The sequence below is a fragment of the Saccharopolyspora sp. ASAGF58 genome (assembly GCF_012277335.1).
GTDB lineage: Bacteria > Actinomycetota > Actinomycetes > Mycobacteriales > Pseudonocardiaceae > Saccharopolyspora > Saccharopolyspora hattusasensis.
This window is the reverse complement of sequence record NZ_CP040605.1, coordinates 5,039,964-5,058,602: the sequence shown is the minus strand read 5'-3', so window position 1 is coordinate 5,058,602 and position 18,639 is coordinate 5,039,964. Positions and strand designations below refer to the sequence as shown.

At 64.5% G+C, this 18,639-nt stretch carries 15 protein-coding genes; 9 read left to right on the top strand and 6 right to left on the bottom strand.

Going from position 1 to position 18,639, the window contains the following annotated elements:
* Positions 1 to 72 precede the first annotated feature (72 nt).
* A complete protein-coding gene (locus FDZ84_RS24190; RefSeq protein WP_168587764.1) occupies positions 73 to 885 on the bottom strand; it encodes a cyclopropane-fatty-acyl-phospholipid synthase family protein in 813 nt (270 codons plus the stop codon).
* 467 nt (positions 886 to 1,352) lie between these two features.
* Here FDZ84_RS24190 and FDZ84_RS24185 point away from each other — a divergent pair, with 467 nt between their 5' ends.
* Together FDZ84_RS24185 and FDZ84_RS24180 are read left to right on the top strand one after the other, a co-directional pair.
* The gene (locus tag FDZ84_RS24185) at positions 1,353 to 2,525 is read left to right on the top strand and encodes a nucleotide disphospho-sugar-binding domain-containing protein (RefSeq protein WP_168587763.1); all 1,173 of its coding nucleotides are present in this window, start codon (positions 1,353 to 1,355) and stop codon (positions 2,523 to 2,525) included.
* A 39-nt stretch (positions 2,526 to 2,564) separates the two neighbouring features.
* Positions 2,565 to 3,317, top strand: a complete 753-nt coding sequence (locus FDZ84_RS24180) for a TylF/MycF family methyltransferase (protein WP_168587762.1) — start codon at positions 2,565 to 2,567, stop codon at positions 3,315 to 3,317.
* Positions 3,318 to 3,322: 5 nt separating this feature from the next.
* Here the strand turns inward: FDZ84_RS24180 and FDZ84_RS24175 are convergent, their stop codons facing one another.
* The gene (locus FDZ84_RS24175; RefSeq protein WP_168587761.1) at positions 3,323 to 4,510 is read right to left on the bottom strand and encodes a class I SAM-dependent methyltransferase; all 1,188 of its coding nucleotides are present in this window, start codon (positions 4,508 to 4,510) and stop codon (positions 3,323 to 3,325) included.
* A gap of 188 nt (positions 4,511 to 4,698) precedes the next feature.
* On the opposite strand from FDZ84_RS24175, the gene FDZ84_RS24170 reads away from it, so the two are divergent.
* Genes FDZ84_RS24170 through FDZ84_RS24155 form a run of 4 tightly spaced genes read left to right on the top strand, consistent with a single transcriptional unit; the run spans position 4,699 to position 9,527 of the window.
* A complete protein-coding gene (locus FDZ84_RS24170; protein ID WP_246868384.1) occupies positions 4,699 to 6,267 on the top strand; it encodes an FAD-binding oxidoreductase in 1,569 nt (522 codons plus the stop codon).
* A gap of 13 nt (positions 6,268 to 6,280) precedes the next feature.
* Positions 6,281 to 7,474 (top strand): class I SAM-dependent methyltransferase, encoded by a 1,194-nt coding sequence (locus FDZ84_RS24165; protein ID WP_168587760.1) that lies wholly within the window; start codon positions 6,281 to 6,283, stop codon positions 7,472 to 7,474.
* Positions 7,471 to 8,370 carry a cyclopropane-fatty-acyl-phospholipid synthase family protein gene (locus tag FDZ84_RS24160; protein ID WP_168587759.1) on the top strand — a complete coding sequence of 300 codons (900 nt, stop codon included), beginning with the start codon at positions 7,471 to 7,473 and terminating at the stop codon, positions 8,368 to 8,370. Before FDZ84_RS24165 ends, FDZ84_RS24160 begins: the two co-directional genes overlap by 4 nt.
* On the top strand, positions 8,370 to 9,527 hold the full coding sequence (locus FDZ84_RS24155) for a lipase family protein (protein ID WP_168587758.1): 1,158 nt from the start codon (positions 8,370 to 8,372) through the stop codon (positions 9,525 to 9,527). Before FDZ84_RS24160 ends, FDZ84_RS24155 begins: the two co-directional genes overlap by 1 nt.
* A 22-nt stretch (positions 9,528 to 9,549) precedes the next feature.
* On the opposite strand, the gene FDZ84_RS24150 is transcribed toward FDZ84_RS24155, so the two are convergent.
* The 4 genes from FDZ84_RS24150 to FDZ84_RS24135 all read right to left on the bottom strand — a co-directional run bounded on the left by FDZ84_RS24150 (position 9,550) and on the right by FDZ84_RS24135 (position 14,485).
* Complete coding sequence (locus tag FDZ84_RS24150) at positions 9,550 to 10,560, bottom strand: Gfo/Idh/MocA family protein (protein ID WP_246868383.1); 1,011 nt, start codon at positions 10,558 to 10,560, stop codon at positions 9,550 to 9,552.
* Positions 10,557 to 12,017: an NDP-hexose 2,3-dehydratase family protein gene (locus FDZ84_RS24145; RefSeq protein ID WP_168590308.1), complete on the bottom strand. Its 1,461-nt coding sequence runs from the start codon at positions 12,015 to 12,017 to the stop codon at positions 10,557 to 10,559. Before FDZ84_RS24145 ends, FDZ84_RS24150 begins: the two co-directional genes overlap by 4 nt.
* 79 nt (positions 12,018 to 12,096) lie before the next feature.
* Entirely contained in the window at positions 12,097 to 12,759 is a 663-nt protein-coding gene (locus FDZ84_RS24140) for a thioesterase II family protein (protein ID WP_246868382.1), read from the bottom strand.
* 436 nt (positions 12,760 to 13,195) lie between these two features.
* Complete coding sequence (locus FDZ84_RS24135) at positions 13,196 to 14,485, bottom strand: activator-dependent family glycosyltransferase (RefSeq protein ID WP_168587756.1); 1,290 nt, start codon at positions 14,483 to 14,485, stop codon at positions 13,196 to 13,198.
* A 512-nt stretch (positions 14,486 to 14,997) separates the two neighbouring features.
* Here FDZ84_RS24135 and rfbH point away from each other — a divergent pair.
* The 3 genes from rfbH to FDZ84_RS24120 are packed head-to-tail and all read left to right on the top strand — an operon-like array spanning position 14,998 to position 18,236.
* Positions 14,998 to 16,296, top strand: coding sequence for a lipopolysaccharide biosynthesis protein RfbH (rfbH, locus tag FDZ84_RS24130; RefSeq protein ID WP_168587755.1), 1,299 nt, complete (start codon positions 14,998 to 15,000; stop codon positions 16,294 to 16,296).
* A 30-nt stretch (positions 16,297 to 16,326) separates the two neighbouring features.
* A complete protein-coding gene (locus tag FDZ84_RS24125) occupies positions 16,327 to 17,484 on the top strand; it encodes a DegT/DnrJ/EryC1/StrS family aminotransferase (protein ID WP_168587754.1) in 1,158 nt (385 codons plus the stop codon).
* 11 nt (positions 17,485 to 17,495) lie between these two features.
* Complete coding sequence (locus tag FDZ84_RS24120; RefSeq protein ID WP_210435079.1) at positions 17,496 to 18,236, top strand: class I SAM-dependent methyltransferase; 741 nt, start codon at positions 17,496 to 17,498, stop codon at positions 18,234 to 18,236.
* Positions 18,237 to 18,639: the final 403 nt, after the last annotated feature.

Genomic DNA, 18,639 nt, shown 5'->3' with positions numbered 1-18,639 from the left:
CGGCGTCTTCCGGCGCCTCCACCGGCGATTCCCCGACGGAGCGCCTGAATATCATCGAGTTGCGGCACACCTTCAGCCGACCGGCTTCCGCGCCGTCAAAATCGCATAGCCCATGTCGTCGGCGTATTTCTCGTAATCGCAGACCGCGGCGGCCCAGTCGGCGACAGCCGGCCCGTACCTTTCCGCGATCCCGTGCTGGTGCGCGGCGAGCGCTTCGGCGAACTGCGGCATGAAGTACCGGGTCCGCGACGACACGTCCTCACAAGCGAGGATTTCGAAACCCGCTACGCACAGCGATTCCAGAAGTTGCTCAGCCAAGCAGATCCGAAGGCCGGTCGGCCACATGTCCCCGGACACCGGCATCCCGCTGCCCGCTTCTCGTTTGACGACCTCGGTGACTCCGAGGATGCCACCAGGTTTGAGCACTCGAAGGATTTCCCGGATGGCAAGATCCGGTTCGGACATCTCCAACAGCGACTGCATGGCCCAGGCAGCGTCGAAAGCATTGTCCGGGTACGGCAGGGACATGGCATCGACGCACGAGAAGTCCACCCGGTGGCTTAGTCCGCGTTCGCGTGCGCAATCAGCGGCGATGGCCGCTTGCACCTGGCTGACCGTGATGCCGGTGATCCGGATCGCGTTGTCGCGCGCGACGCGCAGCGCTGGTTGTCCGGTACCGCACCCCACATCCAGCAGTCGATTGCCGCCATCGAGCGCGGTCCGCTCGGCGACAAGGTCGGTGAGCCGGTCGGCGGCCTGCTGCCAGAAAGTCCGCCCGTCGTTCTCCCAGTAGCCGTGGTGGATGGCGCAGGGGCCGCCCGCGACCGAATTCAGCAACGGGGTGACCAGGTCATACATCTGCCCGACCTGCTGCGATGTTGGCACGCCACCTGGCAACACCGGTATGCCTGATCCCTGCAACGTTCACCTTCTCGAAATTTTCTTCACCGAGCAGAAACACACAGAGAGAAAAGAAGGCAAACTAGCCGTCAGTTAATTCGTGGTTACCGCCGCATGCGGCGGTAACCACGAATAACCATCCGGCCAGGAGGCGAACAGCCAGCGCAAATTTTCCCCATGAATCCCCTCAGAGCCAACGGTGATCAGCGTATAGGTCGGGCCCACCCTGATCGAGCGAAGATCAAGCATTTCACTCGTACGGGTGAAACCAGGTGTGGCGAGCTAACGATCCTCGATGGGAGCGTGACACTCCTGCGGCGACACACTATTGTTGCCGCCGGAAGACCGTTGGACGTCAACGGCCATCGACATATGCAGCGCCTTTTCCTACTCCTGACCAACAGGAGTAGGGGTTGCTGCGCTAATCGGGGGAAGAGACCGGGGTCCGAAGTATGCGCGTACTCGTCGTTCCCTTGCCCTATCCGACGCATCTCATGGCAATGGTGCCGCTGTGCTGGGCGCTGCGAGCATCCGGACACGAGGTTCTGGTGGCCGCGCCACCGGAGCTGCAGGCGACCGCGCATGGCGCCGGTCTCACCACGGCCGCGATCCGCGGGGACGACAGGACCAGCGACACGGGTGGAACCACGCAGCTGCGCTTTCCCATTCCGGCGTTCGGGCAGCGCGATACCGAGACGGGCCGGCAACTGTGGGAACGGACCGCGTCTAATGTCGTGCAGAGCTCGCTCGATCAGCTCCCCGAATTCCTTCGACTGGCCGAGTCCTGGCGACCGTCAGTGCTGTTGGTCGACGTCTGCGCGCTGATCGGCCGGGTGCTCGGCGGATTGCTCGACCTGCCGGTCGTGCTGCACCGCTGGGGAGTCGACCCCACCGCAGGCCCCTTCAGCGATCGGGCCCACGAGTTGCTCGACCCGGTGTGCCGGCACCACGGGCTGACCGGACTGCCCGCTCCCGAGCTCATCCTCGATCCCTGCCCGCCGAGCCTGCAAGCAAGCGACGCGCCGCGAGGCGTTCCGGTCCAGTACGTGCCGTACAACGGAAGCGGCGCACTCCCGGCCTGGGGCGCGGCGCGCACCTCAGCACGGCGGGTCTGCATCTGCATGGGCCGCATGGTGCTGAACGCCACCGGACCGGCTCCGCTGCTGCGCGCAGTAGCGGCTGCCACCGAGCTGCCCGGCGTCGAGGCTGTGATCGCCGTTTCCCCAGAGCACCGGGCACTTCTCAGCGACCTACCCGACAACGCCCGGATCGCCGAATCGGTCCCGCTCAACCTGTTCCTGCGTACCTGCGAGCTGGTCATCTGCGCGGGCGGCTCGGGAACGGCGTTCACCGCGACCCGACTCGGCATCCCGCAACTCGTGCTTCCCCAGTACTTCGACCAGTTCGACTACGCACGCAACCTCGCCGCTGCCGGGGCGGGCATCTGCTTGCCGGATGAGCAGGCCCAGTCCGACCACGAACAGTTCACCGACTCCATCGCAACAGTGCTCGGCGACACCGGCTTCGCGGCCGCCGCAGTCAAACTCAGCGACGAGATCACCGCCATGCCCCACCCCGCCGAACTGGTGCGGACGCTGGAGAACTCCGCGGCCATCGGTGCCTGACGAACTGCTCACCCGAGAACAGACGGATCCGGAGAACCGATGCCCTCCCAGAACGCGCTGTACCTGGACCTGCTCAAGAAGGTACTCACCAACACGATCTACGGTGATCGGCCGCATCCGAACGTCTGGCAGGACAACACCGACTACAGGCAGGCCGCTCGGGCCAAAGGCACGGACTGGCCGACTGTCGCGCACACGATGATCGGTCTGGAGCGGCTGGACAACCTCCAGCACTGCGTGGAAGCCGCGCTCGCTGATGGTGTTCCCGGGGATTTCGCCGAGACCGGTGTCTGGCGGGGCGGCGCATGCATCTTCATGCGCGCGGTTCTCCAGGCATTCGGAGATACCGTACGTACCGTCTGGGTGGTGGATTCCTTCCAGGGAATGCCGGAAACCTCTGCGCAAGACCACGAATCGGATCAGGCGATGGCGCTGCACGAGTACAACGACGTGCTTGGCGTCCCGCTTGAGACCGTCCGGCAGAACTTCGCCCGCTACGGGCTGCTCGACGAACAGGTCAGGTTCCTCCCTGGCTGGTTCCGGGACACCTTGCCCACCGCCCCCATCCAGGAACTCGCCGTGCTGCGACTCGACGGCGACCTCTACGAATCCACAATGGATTCTTTGCGGAACCTGTACCCGAAGCTCTCGCCGGGCGGATTCGTCATCATCGACGACTACGTCCTGCCGTCCTGCCAGGACGCGGTGAAGGGGTTCCGCGCGGAACTCGGGATCACGGAACCCATCCACGACATCGACGGCACGGGCGCCTACTGGCGCCGCAGCTGGTGAACGACTCAGCTGTCCTCGACGCCGAGCGCTTGCCGGGGCACGAATCCCGGCGCGGCAGGCTCAGCGTTGAGCCCTTTCTCCACGAATACCAGGTTGTGGTAGAAGTGCAGGGCCGCCACGTTCCGTTCCGTGTAGCAGGGCTCGGTCCCGCGCCGCGATTCGCGCTCCTGATAATGCAGGCCGTCGATCAGTTCTTTGAGCATGTCGATCGAGGTGCGCTGGGCCGCCGGTTCCGTATCGCGACCGCCGTAACCGGGCCAGTACGACGTCTGGAGATCCTCGATGACGTACAAACCACCTGGGCGGACGTGCGGAAACAGGGCATGGAAGGATTTCTTGACGTGGTCGTTGACATGACTGCCGTCGTCGATGACGACGTCGAACGGGCCGATCTTCCCCGCCATGTCCGCCAGGAATTCCGAATCGCTCTGGTCACCTCGCAGCTTTCGCACTCGGTGTCCTTCGTTCCCGGCTTTCTCGAAAATGTCCAGGCCGTACACGAGACCTCGCCGGAAATACCGCTGCCACATGCGCAGCGAAGCGCCACCGAGTTCGGGTGCGTGGTAACCACCGATTCCTATTTCCAGCACGCGCACCGGGACATCCTGGAATCGGGAGAAGTGGTGCTCGTAGTGTTCGGTGTACCAGTGCAGGTCCGCCCATTTGTCGGATCCGTAGCGGACCGCCAGCGCACCGAGATCCGAGCACCTGGTGGCGGCTGCGGCCAGCACCGCGTGCACCGCGGTGGACACCTTGTTCCGGAACGCCAGCAGGCGCTGCGCGCCGGCGAGGCCCTGGTCGGGCGAGAACTGCGTCATGCTGTCCGACCAACGGACTTCACGGCTGTTGTGCCGCCTGCCGTCAACCGGGCCGAAGAGCCCTTCGAGCAGATCCACCGCGTCGAACCGGAGAACAGCAGGTGCTTCGGCGACCGCCGCGAGCCGCAGGCCTACGTGATCGAGCTCAACGGTTCTACGGACCAGCTGAGCGCCAGAAGTGATCTCCAGGCCGATTCGCACCGACTCGTCCAACGACAGCGGATCGCAGCGTACGACGAGTTCGTCGACGATGGCGTCGGCCACCGCCTCCAGTCCAGCCACCTGCACTGCTTCCTGGAGATTCTCCGGGCCCGCACCCGCCGCGAGCAGCAAGTGCTCCACCACCGACCAGGGGGCAACTGCGATCTCACCCATGGAAAGTCATCACCTTTTCGGTTCCTGCGCATAGGACACCATGCGCACCGCGATACCGATCCACAAAGTAGAGCCGGCGGAGGCGAACGGCTTTCACGTATGAGCCGAAACACACAGATAATCACCCGGACGCGTGGATGATCTCGGCCGAGGGCGAACAAAGTGGACCAGTCAGCAAAGGAGGGGCGGTGCCCGATTTCCATGACCCAGCAACCATGAATCGTCGAACCCCAGGAACAGAGATCACCGTCGAGCCCAACGATCCTCGTTATCCGGACCTCGTCGTCGGGCACAACCCCCGTTTCACCGGAAAGCCCGAACGCATCCACATCGCCGGCTCCGCCGAAGACGTCGTGCACGCTGTCACCGATGCCGTTCGCACCGGCAGACGGGTAGGGGTGCGCAGCGGCGGGCATTGCTTCGAGAACCTCGTTGCGGACCCGGCGATCCGAGTGCTCGTCGACCTCTCCGAGCTCAACCGCGTGTCCTTCGACACCGCGCGCGGGGCATTCGCGATCGAGGCGGGCGCCGCCCTCGGGCAGGTGTACCGAACCCTGTTCAAGAACTGGGGGGTGACGATCCCGACCGGCGCATGTCCCGGGGTGGGTGCGGGCGGGCACATCCTCGGCGGGGGATACGGCCCGCTGTCGCGCCGATTCGGTTCGGTCGTCGACTACCTTCAAGGAGTCGAGGTCGTCGTGGTCGACCGGGCCGGTGAAGTGCACATCGTCGAGGTCGACCGGAACTCCACGGGTGCCGGTCACGACTTATGGTGGGCGCACACCGGTGGCGGTGGCGGCAACTTCGGTGTCGTCACCAGGTTCTGGCTCCGAGCGGCGGACGTGGTTAGCACCGACCCCGCGGAGCTCCTGCCACGGCCGCCCGCGACGGTGCTGCTCCGATCGTTCCACTGGCCGTGGCGCGAACTGACAGAGCAGTCATTCGCCCTGCTGCTACGGAACTTTGGCACTTGGTACGAGCAGCACAGCGCGCCGGAATCCACGCAACTCGGGTTGTTCAGCACGCTCGTCTGCGCACACCGCCAAGCAGGCTACGTCACGCTGAACATCCACCTGGACGGCACGGATCCGAACGCGGAACGCACCTTGGCCGAACACCTGTCGGCGATCAACGACCAGGTCGGCGTGACTCCAGCCGAAGGGCTGCGGGAAACTCTGCCGTGGTTGCGTTCGACCCAGGTGTCCGGGTCGATCGCCGAAGGCGGCGAACCGGGCGTGCAGCGGACCAAGGTCAAAGCCGCCTACTTGCGCACCGGGCTGTCCGAAACACAACTAGCCACCGTTTACCGGCGGCTGACCGACTCCGGATACGACAACCCTTCAGCGGCGCTGTTGCTGCTCGGTTACGGCGGTAGGGCGAATGCCGTGGCGCCGTCCGCCACAGCGCTCGCTCAGCGCGACTCGGTTCTCAAAGCGCTGTTCGTCACGAACTGGTCGGAGCCCGCCGAGGACGAGCGGCATCTGACCTGGATTCGCGGTTTCTACCGCGAGATGTACGCCGAAACCGGCGGAGTTCCGGTGCCAGGTACCCGTGTCGACGGCTCTTACATCAACTACCCGGACACCGACCTGGCCGATCCATTGTGGAACACCTCCGGAGTTGCCTGGCACGACCTGTACTACAAGGACAACTACCCGCGGCTGCAACGAGCCAAAGCGCGTTGGGACCCGCAGAACATCTTCCAGCACGGCCTGTCGATCAAACCGCCGGAACGGCTTTCACCCGGTCAGCCATGAGGAGTCCGTCACGATGTCCGCAACGCACGAGATCGAAACCGTGGAACGCATCATCCTCGCCGCCGGATCCAGCGCGGCGAGCCTGGCCGAACTGACCACCGAACTCGGATTGGCCAGGATCGCACCCGTGCTGATCGAGGAGATCCTCTTCCGCGCGGAACCGGCCCCCGACATCGAACCGACCGAGGTCGCGGTCCAGATCACCCACGGGGTCGAGACCGTTGACTTCGTCCTGAAGCTACAGTCCGGTGAGCTGATCAAGGCCGAGCAACGACCGGTCGGAGACGTCTCGCTGCGGATCGGTTACGAGCTCACCGATCTCATCGCCGAATTGTTCGGCCCAGGAGCTCCGAGGGCCGTCGGTGCCAGGAGCGCCAACTTCCTCCGAACCACCACATCCGGTTCGATGCCCGGCCCGTCCGAACTGTCCGATGGCTTCCAGGCCATCTCCGCAGTGGTCGCCGGCTGCGGGCACCGACGTCCCGACCTCGACCAGCTCGCCTCCCACTACCGCACGGACAAGTGGGGCGGTCTGCACTGGTTCACCCCGCTGTACGAGCGACATCTCGGCGAGTTCCGTGATCGCCCGGTGCGCATCCTGGAGATCGGTGTCGGTGGCTACAACTTCGACGGTGGCGGCGGCGAGTCCCTGAAAATGTGGAAGCGCTACTTCCACCGCGGCCTCGTGTTCGGGATGGACGTCTTCGACAAGTCCTTCCTCGACCAGCAGCGGCTCTACACGGTCCGCGCCGACCAGAGCAAGCCCGAGGAGCTGGCCGCCGTTGACGACGAGTACGGACCGTTCGACATCATCATCGACGACGGCAGCCATATCAACGGCCACGTGCGCACGTCCCTGGAAACGCTGTTTCCTCGGTTGCGCGGCGGTGGCGTATACGTGATCGAGGATCTGTGGACGACTTATGCTCCCGGATTCGGTGGGCAGGCGCAGGCCCCGGCCGCGCCCGGCACCACGGTCAGCCTGCTCAAGAACCTGTTGGAAGGCGTTCAGCACGAGGAGCAGCCGCATGCGGGTTCGTACGAGCCGAGCTACCTGGAACGCAATGTGGTCGGCCTCCACGTCTACCACAACATCGCGTTCCTGGAGAAAGGCGTCAACGCCGAAGGCGGCGTTCCTGCTTGGGTGCCAAGGAGCCTGGACGACATATTGCACCTGGCCGACGTGAACAGCGCGGAGGACAAGTGAACAGCAAAGGGTCGAACGCACAGGCCTTTCCAACCGCGGATCAGGTGGAGTCCATCTTCGACGCGTTGGCGCAAGGGCGTGCCCTGCACCACGGATACTGGGCGGGCGGATATCGGGAGGATGCCGGGGCCACACCATGGTCGGATGCTGCCGACCACCTGACCGACCTGTTCATCGACAAGGCCGCGCTCCGCCCCGGAGCGCACCTGTTCGACCTGGGCTGCGGCAACGGGCAGCCCGTAGTCCGCGCGGCACGCGCCAAAGGCGTTCGAGTCACCGGAATCACCGTGAACGCCCAGCATCTCGCCGCCGCCACCAGGCTCGCCAATGAGACCGGACTGGCCGGCAGTCTTCGGTTCGACCTAGTCGACGGCGCCCTGCTGCCCTACCCGGACGGTTTCTTTCACGCCGCATGGGCGATGCAGTCCGTGGTGCAGATCGAGGACCAGGCTGCCGCTATCCGCGAGGTCCACCGAGTCCTGGAACCTGGCGGCCGGTTCGTCCTCGGGGACATCATCACTCGTGCTCGACTCCCGGAAGAGTACGCGGCGGTTTGGACGGGCACGACCGGCCATACCTTGAACAGCCTCACCGCGCTGGTAAGCGAAGCCGGCTTCGAGATTCTCGAAGTCACCGACCTGACGGCGCAGACCAGGTGCATGGTCTCCTGGTATGTCGACGAGTTGCTCCGGAAACTCGATGAGCTCGCCGGCGTCGAGCCTGCGGCTGCCGGCACCTACCAGCAACGCTACCTGGGAGACATCGCGGCGAAGCACGGACCGGGACCGGCACAGCTGATCGCCGCGGTCGCGGAATACCGGAAACATCCGGATTACGCCAGCAACGAGGAAAGCATGGGTTTCATGCTCCTGCAGGCTCGAAAGAAGCAGTCCTGATGGCCTCCGAGTACGCCGGCCTGGTCGGCGACGATCTGCGGGCACCCGCGGACGATCCCTTCTACCGACCGCCGACGCCGCTGCCGCCGGGTGCCCCGGGCACGCTCATCAGGGCCCGGCCCGTCACGGCACGGCACAGCACGGGCGAACCCGTCGCAGCCAGGGCCTGGCAAATCCTCTACCGATCCAACTCCGCCCTTGGCAGGCCGAACGCCGTCTCCGGCACCGTTCTGGTGCCGGACATCCCGTGGCCGGGCAAGAATCGCCCTATCATCACTTTCGCAGTGGGCACCCACGGCCTCGGCAGCCAAGTTGCCCCGTCCTACCTGCTCCGATCCGGGACCGAGCCAGAGACCGAGCTGATCGCCGTGGCGCTCGACCGCGGGTGGGCCGTGGTCATCACCGACTACGAGGGTCTCGGTACTCCGGGAACGCACACCTACACCGTCGGCAGGGCGCAGGGACACGCCATGCTCGATGCCGCCCGCGCGGCGCAGCGGCTACCGGGCTCGGGCCTGGGGACCGACTGCCCGGTCGGCATCTGGGGCTATGCGCAGGGTGGGCAAGCCTCGGCCTTCGCCGGCGAACTGCACCCCACCTACGCCCCTGAATTGCCAATCCGCGCCGCGGCCGCAGGTGCGGTGCCGATCGATCTGCTGGACATCATCCACCGAAATGACGGGGTGTTCACCGGGCCGGTGCTGGCCGGGCTGGTCGGGCATGCCGCCGCCTACCCCGATCTGCCATTCGACGAGCTGCTCACCGAAGCCGGTCGTATCGCCGTTGATCAAGTTCGTCAGCTCGGCGCACCCGAACTCGTCACCCGGTTCCTCGGCCGGGAGCTGAGCGATTTCCTCGACACTGCCGACCTTTTCGAGCACCCTCGATGGCGAGCACGACTCGCAGAGAGCATCGCAGGTAGGAGCGGCGGCCCGGTGGTCCCAACGCTCGTCTACCACAGTACGGACGACGAGATCGTTCCGTTCGCGTTCGGCGAGCGACTCCGGGACAACTACCGCGCGGCGGGTACGCCGGTGCGGTGGCATCCGCTCTCCGGGTTGGCTCACTTCCCCGCTGCCCTGGCCAGCTCACGAGTTGTCGTCTCCTGGTTCGACGAGCACTTCTCCGAACCGCCTGCGATCAGCGGTCCGCGATGACGGGTGAGCGGATGCCGGACGGCTACGTGGACCTGCACCGGCGGGCCTGACCGATCGCCTCCACCAGCACGGCCTGCTGGATCATCGATTCGCCCGAATCTGCGGCCACCGCAGTGTCGTCCACGCCTGCCTCTGCTCTGATGTCGCGTGCGAAGGCGGTGACCGCCTTGCAAACCTGATCTTCCGCTGGCAAGGACAACTCGTCGACGACGCCCTTGCGCTCGATTCGGATCACGGCCTGCCACTCGGCGGGCGGAGTGAACGCCCGATCGATGACGATTCGTCCGCGACTCCCCCACAGCTCGTACGCGCTGCGGTAGTGGTGCACGAAACCGTATCCGAGGTGGGCAACGGTGCCACCTTCCGATTGGAGCAGCGCGCTGCCCGACAAGTCGACCCCCGACTCCTGAGCCTCGTGCGAGCTCGCGCCGACAACCGTGAGCGGACCGGAAAGAAAGAGCCGAGCCGCACGGGCGGGATAGACACCGATGTCCAGCAACGCGCCGCCACCGAGTTCGGTGCGATAGCGGATATCCGTGTCGGGAAGCGGCGGAATTCCGAACACGGCGACGAACTCCCGAAGCTCACCGATCTCCCCGGATTGCAGCAGGTCGCGGACCACGTCGTGCCGGCCGTGGTGGAGGAACAGGTAATTCTCCCGCAGCAGCAGGTTCTTCCTCCTGGCCAGCCCGACCAGGCGAGCGGTGTCGGACGCCGTCGTCGTCAGCGGTTTCTCGGCAAGCACGTGTTTGCCTGCCTCAAGTGCCTTGCCGATCCACTCAGCATGCATGCGAGGGGGCAACGGCAGGTAGACTGCATCGATGTCGGCCCGTTCCAGGAGCCGCTGGTAACCCAGCACCGCCTCGCATTCGAACCGTGCTGCGAACCGTTCGGCTTTCGCCGGATCACGGCTCGCCACCGCCACCACCTCTGTTTCGGCCACGTCGCACATCGCGGGCAGCATCCGCCGCCAGGCAAAGGAAGCACACCCGAGCACACCGATGCGCACCGGCTTTCGCATCGAGCCGGTCATCGCCCCAACGCCCACAAGCTATGCAGGGAGGCGACCAAGCTGCGCGCCTGGATGTTCAAGAAGTGGGTGCTCCGGAGCAATTCGCCCAACTGTCCCAAAGTCATCCACCGGAAGTCGCTCGGCGGTCGTGCCGCAAAGTACTCAGGCACCTCGATGATCCGGTACCTGTTCTGCGCCTGGTAGAATCGGCCGCCTTCTTCGGACAGGATCGATTCGTACCGCACGGTTTCGGGATCGGCGGTGAGCACGTCGTCCACGAACGGCGGCCAGTCGTTGCGCGGAGTGCTGTGGTAGTTGGCCAGACTGCACTGGACCGTGGGAGCGATTTCCGCCGTCGAATTGTAACCAGCCTCTACCCGGGCGCGGACCAAACCGTGCAGCACTCCTCCGATCCGCTTGACCAACAGTGCGATCTCACCTGGTTCTCGCGGTTCGATCATCGGCTGAGTCCAGCTGGAGACCTCACGATTGGTCGCGGACACCGACACTGCGATCACCGAGAAGTACTTGCCGTCCTGGTGGGCGATCTCGGTGTCGGTGCGATACCACTTGTCGACCCTGCTTAGCGGAACGCGCGTTGCCCGCAAGCTGTAGCGGGCCTTGGCTTCCTCGAACCAACCGACCGCCTCGGTCATGCTCGCCGAATCGGTGCCGTGCGAGAGCGACCTGGCCACCGCCTGCCGGAAGGGCTCCTCCGAGGCGGCTGGTTCGGGCCCGGTGGCGGAATCGTGGAATGGGATGCAAGACAGCACCGTCCGGGTGTCCATGTTGACGATGTTGTCCTGACGAAGGAGATCCAGCACCTGGCCGAGGGTCAACCAGCAGAAGTCGGGCAGGACTGGCACTTCCTCGTCGACTTCCACCACCATGTTCCGGTTGCGCTTCCGGTAGAACCAGGCCCCCTGTTCAGACTGGAGCACGTCTACCAGCACGCGGCTGCGGCCCCGCCCCAGGAAGTATTCCACATAGGGCGGAACGCTGCCACGATGTGCCTGCGTGTAGTTGCTCCGAGTTGCCTGAACCGTCGGCGAGAGCTGCAGGACGTTGACGTTGCCGGGTTCCATCTTGGCTGACATGAGGCAGTGCAGCACGCCGTCGATCTCCTTGACGAGAATGCCGAGGATGCCTACTTCAGCCTGGTTGATGATCGGTTGGTGCCAGCTGGGTGCCGCGCCATAGTTGGTCTCGACCTGCAGGCCTTCTACCGTGAAAAACCTGCCGTCAGCATGAACCAGGTTCTCAGTGCCGGCATCGAATTTCCATTTCGACAGGCGGTCGAACGGGATACGATCGGTCTCGAAGCTGTTCTCGTCCAGCCGATCGGCCAGCCAGCAGTGGAACTGCGTGGTCGGAAGCCCGCCATTGCAAGCGCTCAGCGCAGAGTCGACGAACCGCCGCGTGTTGTTGCTGCCGAGCGGCGCAGCAGCACTTGCCTCAGCTTCGGCAGAACTGCTCATGGCCAATCCCTCACTGCCGTGACGATGTGCACGCCGACTCCCAGGGGCATCGCGGTCTGGTCCAGCGGCCTGGCGAGGATCATCGAAGCGATCCGCCCGTAATGACCGCGAGCACCTCGTCCTGGCGTTCGGTCATGAAGAAATGCCCGCCGGAGAAGACACGGACGTCGGCCTCAGCCTCGGTGTGCTCTCGCCAGGCTTCCACCTCATCCAGGGTGACCTTCGGGTCGGCATCTCCCACCAGCACGGTGATCGGGCAACCCACCTTCGCCCCGGGCGCACATCCGTAGGTCTCGACCGCACGGTAGTCGCTGCGGACTGCTGGCAGGACCACGCGCAGTAGTTCCTCGTCACCGAGCACCCACGAGGCGGTCCCGCTCAGTTTGCGCAGTTCCGCCACGAGTCCTTCGCCATTGCGCTGATGCACCCGCTCGTCCCGGTACCAAGACGGCGCGCGACGACCCGAGACGAACAGCTGAATTGGTTCGACGTCCAACCGACGCGCCACCTCGAAAGCAACCAATGCGCCCATGCTGTGGCCGAAAAACGCCGGCGGCTCGCACGTCCACGGCTGCAGCACCGCGGCGATCCGGTCCGCGAGCTCGCCGATGTCGTCGATGCAGGGCTCCGCAAGCCGGACCTGACAGCCCGGGTACTGCACTGCCGGCACATCGAACCGCGGCGCGAGCGCTCGGGACAGCGGGAAGTAGAAGCTGGCCGAACCACCTGCGTGCGGTAGCACGACCAAACGTGTTCCATCCCCGGGTGCCGGGTGGAAGCGGCGGATCCAATTCTCGCAGATGGTTGCCAAGTCGGTCACAATTCTCCCTCGGACGACGGCCGAACTGGCGTGAACACCCACCCGCCCTGGTAGCGCACCGACTTTCAGAATCATCGATCGGTGTTCTCGACACCAGCGGAAGCAGGAAGTGAGTGGCATGGCAATGCAAGCGGTCAGGGCAGCCGCTGCGGACGCGGCATGACGTACCTTTCCAACTTGTAGTGCGCTGTTGCTTAGCGGGCGCCACGATCTTCGTCGGAAATCGGTTGGAGCGCAAACCTCTGGGGAGATCAACACTCCAATGGGCGATTCCGGACCAGAATCCGACTCAGGGACTTGGTCGGCGTCGATCTTGCCGGCCATCGGCTGCTCACGGATGGCCGGCAGACTTCCCAGTTCAGCGGTCCTTACGTTCGACAGCCAGCTTTTCCAGACGTGGCACGATGTCGTGCGGGCTGGGATTTTCCTCGATCTCACGGCGGATCAGCGCCGCGTTGGCAGCGAACGACGGTTCGTCGAGCAGGCGGGCAAGCTGACGTCGCACGTCGTCTTCCGTAAACGTCGCGCGGTCGAGAACCAGACCCGCTCCCCGATCGGCGAGGAGCTCCGCCCTACGAGATTCGTCCCAAAAGGTCCCGGGGAGAATCAGCTGCGGTACGCCGTTGACCGTGGCGGTTTCCTGCGTCGTCGTGGAACCATGGTGGATGATCGCTGAACACGACTCCAGCAGTTCGTTGAGCGGTACGTAATCGTGGACCCGGACGTTCGCGGGCAACTCCCCCATCGCCCGTACTTCATCGGCGGACAGCGTGGCGATAACCTCGACGTCGAGCCCGGCCGCGCCGCGCAACAACGTTTCCACCATTGCCTGTTCCTGGGCTTCTCCCTCCCACTGCTCGGCCACCCTGCTCTGCTGCCGCTTGGTCAGCCCGCGGGTGACGCAGACACGCCGCCTGGTCGATGGTTCGCGCAACCACGCCGGCACCACCGCCGCACCGTTGTACGGCACGAAGCGCATCGGGATGTAGTCCAAGTCCACCGGCAGTCGCATCCACGGCGAAATTGGATCTATGGTCGCCTGCCCTGTCACTACCTCCTCGTCGAATGTGGCACCGAACTTGGCAAGCTTCCCGCCGAGCCATTCCCCGAGCGGGTCGACGCGCTGCTCAGACGGCTTCGATTCCTGATGTTCGAGGAAACCGGACCGCAGCCACCCCGACACATCCAGCGAGATAAGCATCCGCACGTGTCGTGCGCCGAGCGCTTGCGCCACAACGGGACCCGAACAGACCATCGCGTCCCATACGACGAGATCGGGCTGCCATTTCTCGGCGAACCCCATGAGGTCGTCCAGGGATCGGTCATCCACGAGGTGGAGCTGTTCTACGGCGTCCATGTCTCGGCCGGAGTTGATTGACAGCAGCTGGTCGAAGAGTTCCGGAAGCCGTCCCTTCTCGTCGAACGCGACGCCACTGTCGAGAACGAGTTCGTTTCTGGCTGCCAAGGCGATGAGGTCGAGCTCGTCGCCAACGGGTACCGCGGTGAGCCCGGCTCCGGTGACCATCGACACCATATTGGGGCAGATAGCGACGCGGACCTCGTGCCCCGCCGCACGCAACGCCCACGCCAACGGCACCAGGTTGAAGAAGTGCGAACTCGCCGGCAGAGGCGTGAACAGAACACGCATGGACTCTCCGATCAAAATTGAACACCGGGAACGTACCAAGAATCACAGAACTCTTCGATATCCCGGGTACGCGGGATGTTTGTAATCTACATCTTAGGCCGTCCAGGTGAAGGTAGCGATCTTGGCGAGCGCCGGCAGGGCAGGTCCCGCTATCCTCGGGTCCATCGAGGCGGGTCCGCCAGATCGATCGAGGAGTTCCGAGTCAATGAACGCTTCTCTGTCCACATTGGCTTTTCACGTCCCTCCGGTGGCGGTGTGGCGTCCCGGGGCCGGCAGATCATCGACCAGCCTGAGATAGCAATCCTCGGTGTCCGCATCATGGAGTTCTACGGGGGTTCCGCACTTCCTGATGCGGGTCAAGACCGAGCCAGGCAACGCAACCGCGTGCAGCTCTCCTGAACACCAAGGCGCGAAGCCTGGTCGCCTGCATGCACAACCAGAACGCCCAGAGCGCTGGGGAAAGGGCGCGCGGAGTGACTTCGTGTGACGACACTTGTGTTACCACCACTGAGATGGCGCCGAAGGACCGGGTATTGGCAGCCGTGCGCGATTACCACCGTGAGCAGGAATCGCCGGCCTTCGTAGCCGGATCGACGCCTATCCGACCGTCGGGCGCCGTACTTGACGAGGACGACCGAATGGCACTTGTGGAAGCCGCGCTTGAGCTCCGGATCGCCGCAGGCGGGAACGCTCGGCGATTCGAGACCGAGTTCGCCCGCTTCTTCGGCCTCCGCAAGGCTCACCTCGTCAACTCCGGTTCGTCGGCCAATCTGCTGGCGCTGAGCTCGCTGACATCCCCCAAGCTCGGCGACGCGCGACTGCGGCCCGGCGACGAGGTGATCACTGCGGCGGTCGGCTTCCCTACGACCATCAACCCCGCGGTCCAAAACGGACTCGTCCCGGTATTCGTCGACGTGGAACTCGGCACCTACAACGCGACGCCGGACCGCATCAAAGCCGCGGTCACGGAACGTACGCGAGCCATCATGTTGGCGCACACGTTGGGCAACCCCTTCCCTGCTGACGAAATCGCAGAGATCGCAAAAGAACACGAGCTGTTCCTCATCGAAGACAACTGCGATGCGGTGGGATCCACCTACCGGGGACAGCTGACCGGAACCTTCGGCGACCTGACGACGGTCAGCTTCTACCCTGCCCATCACATCACCAGCGGCGAGGGCGGCTGCGTCTTGACCGGCAGTCTGGAGTTGGCTCGCATCATCGAGTCGCTGCGTGACTGGGGGCGGGATTGCTGGTGCGAGCCCGGCGTGGACAACACCTGCCGCAAGAGGTTCGATTACCAGCTCGGTACTCTCCCAGCCGGCTACGACCACAAGTACACGTTCTCCCACGTCGGTTACAACCTCAAGACCACCGACCTGCAGGCCGCACTTGCGCTGAGCCAGCTGGGCAAGATTTCTGCATTCGGGTCGGCCCGGCGCCATAACTGGCGACGGTTGCGCGAAGGGCTGTCCGGGTTGCCGGGCCTGCTGTTGCCGGTAGCCACCCCACACAGCGACCCGAGCTGGTTCGGGTTTGCGATCACTGTCAGTGCAGACGCTGGGTTCACCCGTGCCGCCCTGGTGAACTTCCTGGAATCCCGCAACATCGGCACCCGACTGCTGTTCGGCGGTAACATCACTCGGCATCCGGCCTTCCAGCATGTGCGGTACCGGATTGCCGACGCGCTCACCAACAGCGACATCGTCACCGACCGAACCTTCTGGGTCGGTGTCTACCCCGGCATAACCGACCAGATGATCGACTACGTCGTCGAATCAATCGCTGAATTCGTGGCTAAGAATTCCTAGCATGGCGGCATCTCGGAGGATTCCAGCAACGTGATCAACCTGCATCAGCCGACCCTCGGCGCCGAAGAACTCGACGCGATCGCGGAGGTGTTCGCCAGCAACTGGATCGGGCTCGGGCCGCGCACCCGGACGTTCGAGGCCGACTTCGCCCACCACCTGGGCGTGGATCCCGACCAGATCGTTTTCGTCAACTCGGGGACCGCCGCGCTGTTCCTTACGGTGCAGGTGCTCGAACTCGGCCCAGGCGACGACGTGGTACTTCCCTCGATAAGCTTTGTAGCGGCCGCCAACGCCGTCGTGTCCGCCGGTGCCCGCCCGGTGTTCTGCGACGTCGACCCCCGGACGTTGAACCCCACTCTGGAGGATGTGGCGAAGGCCATAACGCCAACGACCAAGGCCGTGTTGTTGCTCCACTATGGAGGTTCGCCGGGCGAAGTAACCGAGATCGCCGATTTCTGCCGCGAAAAGGGCCTCGCGCTCATCGAGGATACCGCCTGCGCGGTGGCATCGTCCGTGCACGGCACCGCCTGCGGAACCTTTGGGGACCTGGCCACTTGGAGTTTCGATGCGATGAAGATCCTGGTTACCGGGGATGGGGGCATGTTCTACGCGGCGGACCCCGAGCTGGCGCACCGTGCAAGACGACTCGCCTACCACGGTCTTGAGCAGATGACCGGATTCGATTCGGCCAAGTCTTCCAATCGCTGGTGGGATATTTTCGTCGAAGACATCGGCCACCGGCTGATCGGGAACGACATGACGGCAGCGCTTGGCAGCGTGCAACTGCGCAAACTGCCAGATTTCGTCAGCAGGCGCAGGGAAATCGCTACGCAGTACGACCGGTTGCTTTCCGATGTGCCGGGTGTCCACCTGCCGCCGACGCTACCGGATGGGCACGTCTCGTCACACTACTTCTACTGGGTCCAGCTGGCTCCGGAGATCCGCGACCAGGTAGCGCAACAAATGCTGGAACGCGGCATCTACACGAGCTTCCGCTACCCGCCCCTGCACAAGGTCCCCATCTACCGCGCGGACTGCAAGCTGCCTTCTGCGGAGCACGCCTGCCGCAGAACACTCCTGCTACCACTGCACCCGAGCCTTGACGACGCCGAGGTGCGCACGGTGGCTGACGAGTTCCGCAAGGCCGTGGATCAACACATCAGCTGGAGATCACCACTCGGAAAGTGAGGATGTCGCGCGTGAGCGGCACATTCGAAGAAATCTCCTCGGTATACAGTCCAGACCATGCCGACATCTACGACGCGATCCACTCCGCGCGTGGCCGGGACTGGGCAACCGAGGCCGAGGAAATAAGCCAGCTCGTACGCACCAGGCTGCCCGAAGCACAGTCCCTACTCGACATCGCCTGTGGGACCGGGGCGCACCTAGAGCGGTTCCGTGCCGAATACGCGAAGGTCGCGGGGCTTGAACTGTCCGATGCGATGCGGGAGATCGCGATCAGACGAGTCCCTGAGGTACCGATTCACACTGGTGACATCCGCGATTTCGACCTCGGCGAGCCATTCGACGTCGTCACCTGCTTGTGCTTTACCGCGGCTTACATGCGAACCGTTGACGAACTGCGACGCGTGACGCGAAACATGGCCCGGCACCTGGCCCCTGGCGGAGTCGCGGTCATCGAACCCTGGTGGTTTCCCGACAAGTTTATCGACGGGTTCGTCACCGGAGCCGTCGCTCACCACGGCGAGCGGGTGATCAGCCGGCTATCGCACTCGGTCCTGGAGGGCCGTACGAGCCGAATGACCGTTCGCTACACAGTCGCCGAACCCGCCGGGATCCGGGATTTCACAGAGTTCGAAATCCTCTCCCTGTTCACTGAGGACGAGTACACCGCCGCGCTCGAGGACGCAGGAATCCGCGCGGAATACCTTCCTGGAGGGCCGAACGGCCGAGGCCTGTTCGTCGGAACCCGCAACTGAGCCCGGAACAAAGACGCAAGGCCCTGGCTGGGCAGGCCCCAGAACTCACTCGATCGGTTAGCCGACGTGACCCCGGGATCAACGGGAGCGTGTTCGCCAGGGGCATCAGTGCGATTCGTGGATCAATCGGATTCGTGTTCGGCTGGTGCTGCGGAACCGGACGTGGTGGAACGGAATCGGGCGCGGGCTTCGGCGACCGTTGCCGGGTCGAGCCCACGGTGGGTCTCGTCGGCGCGCCGCCAAAGTGCAACCGCTTCCGTACTGCGCCCACCGGACGCCGCCACGTTACCCAGACCGGTGTAGGCGCGAGCTTTCTCGTAGGACATGGCGCTCAAACCAGCCCGATCAGCGGCACGCTGATAGGACGCTGCAGCCACTGCGTTGTCACCGGCTTCGAAGCCAG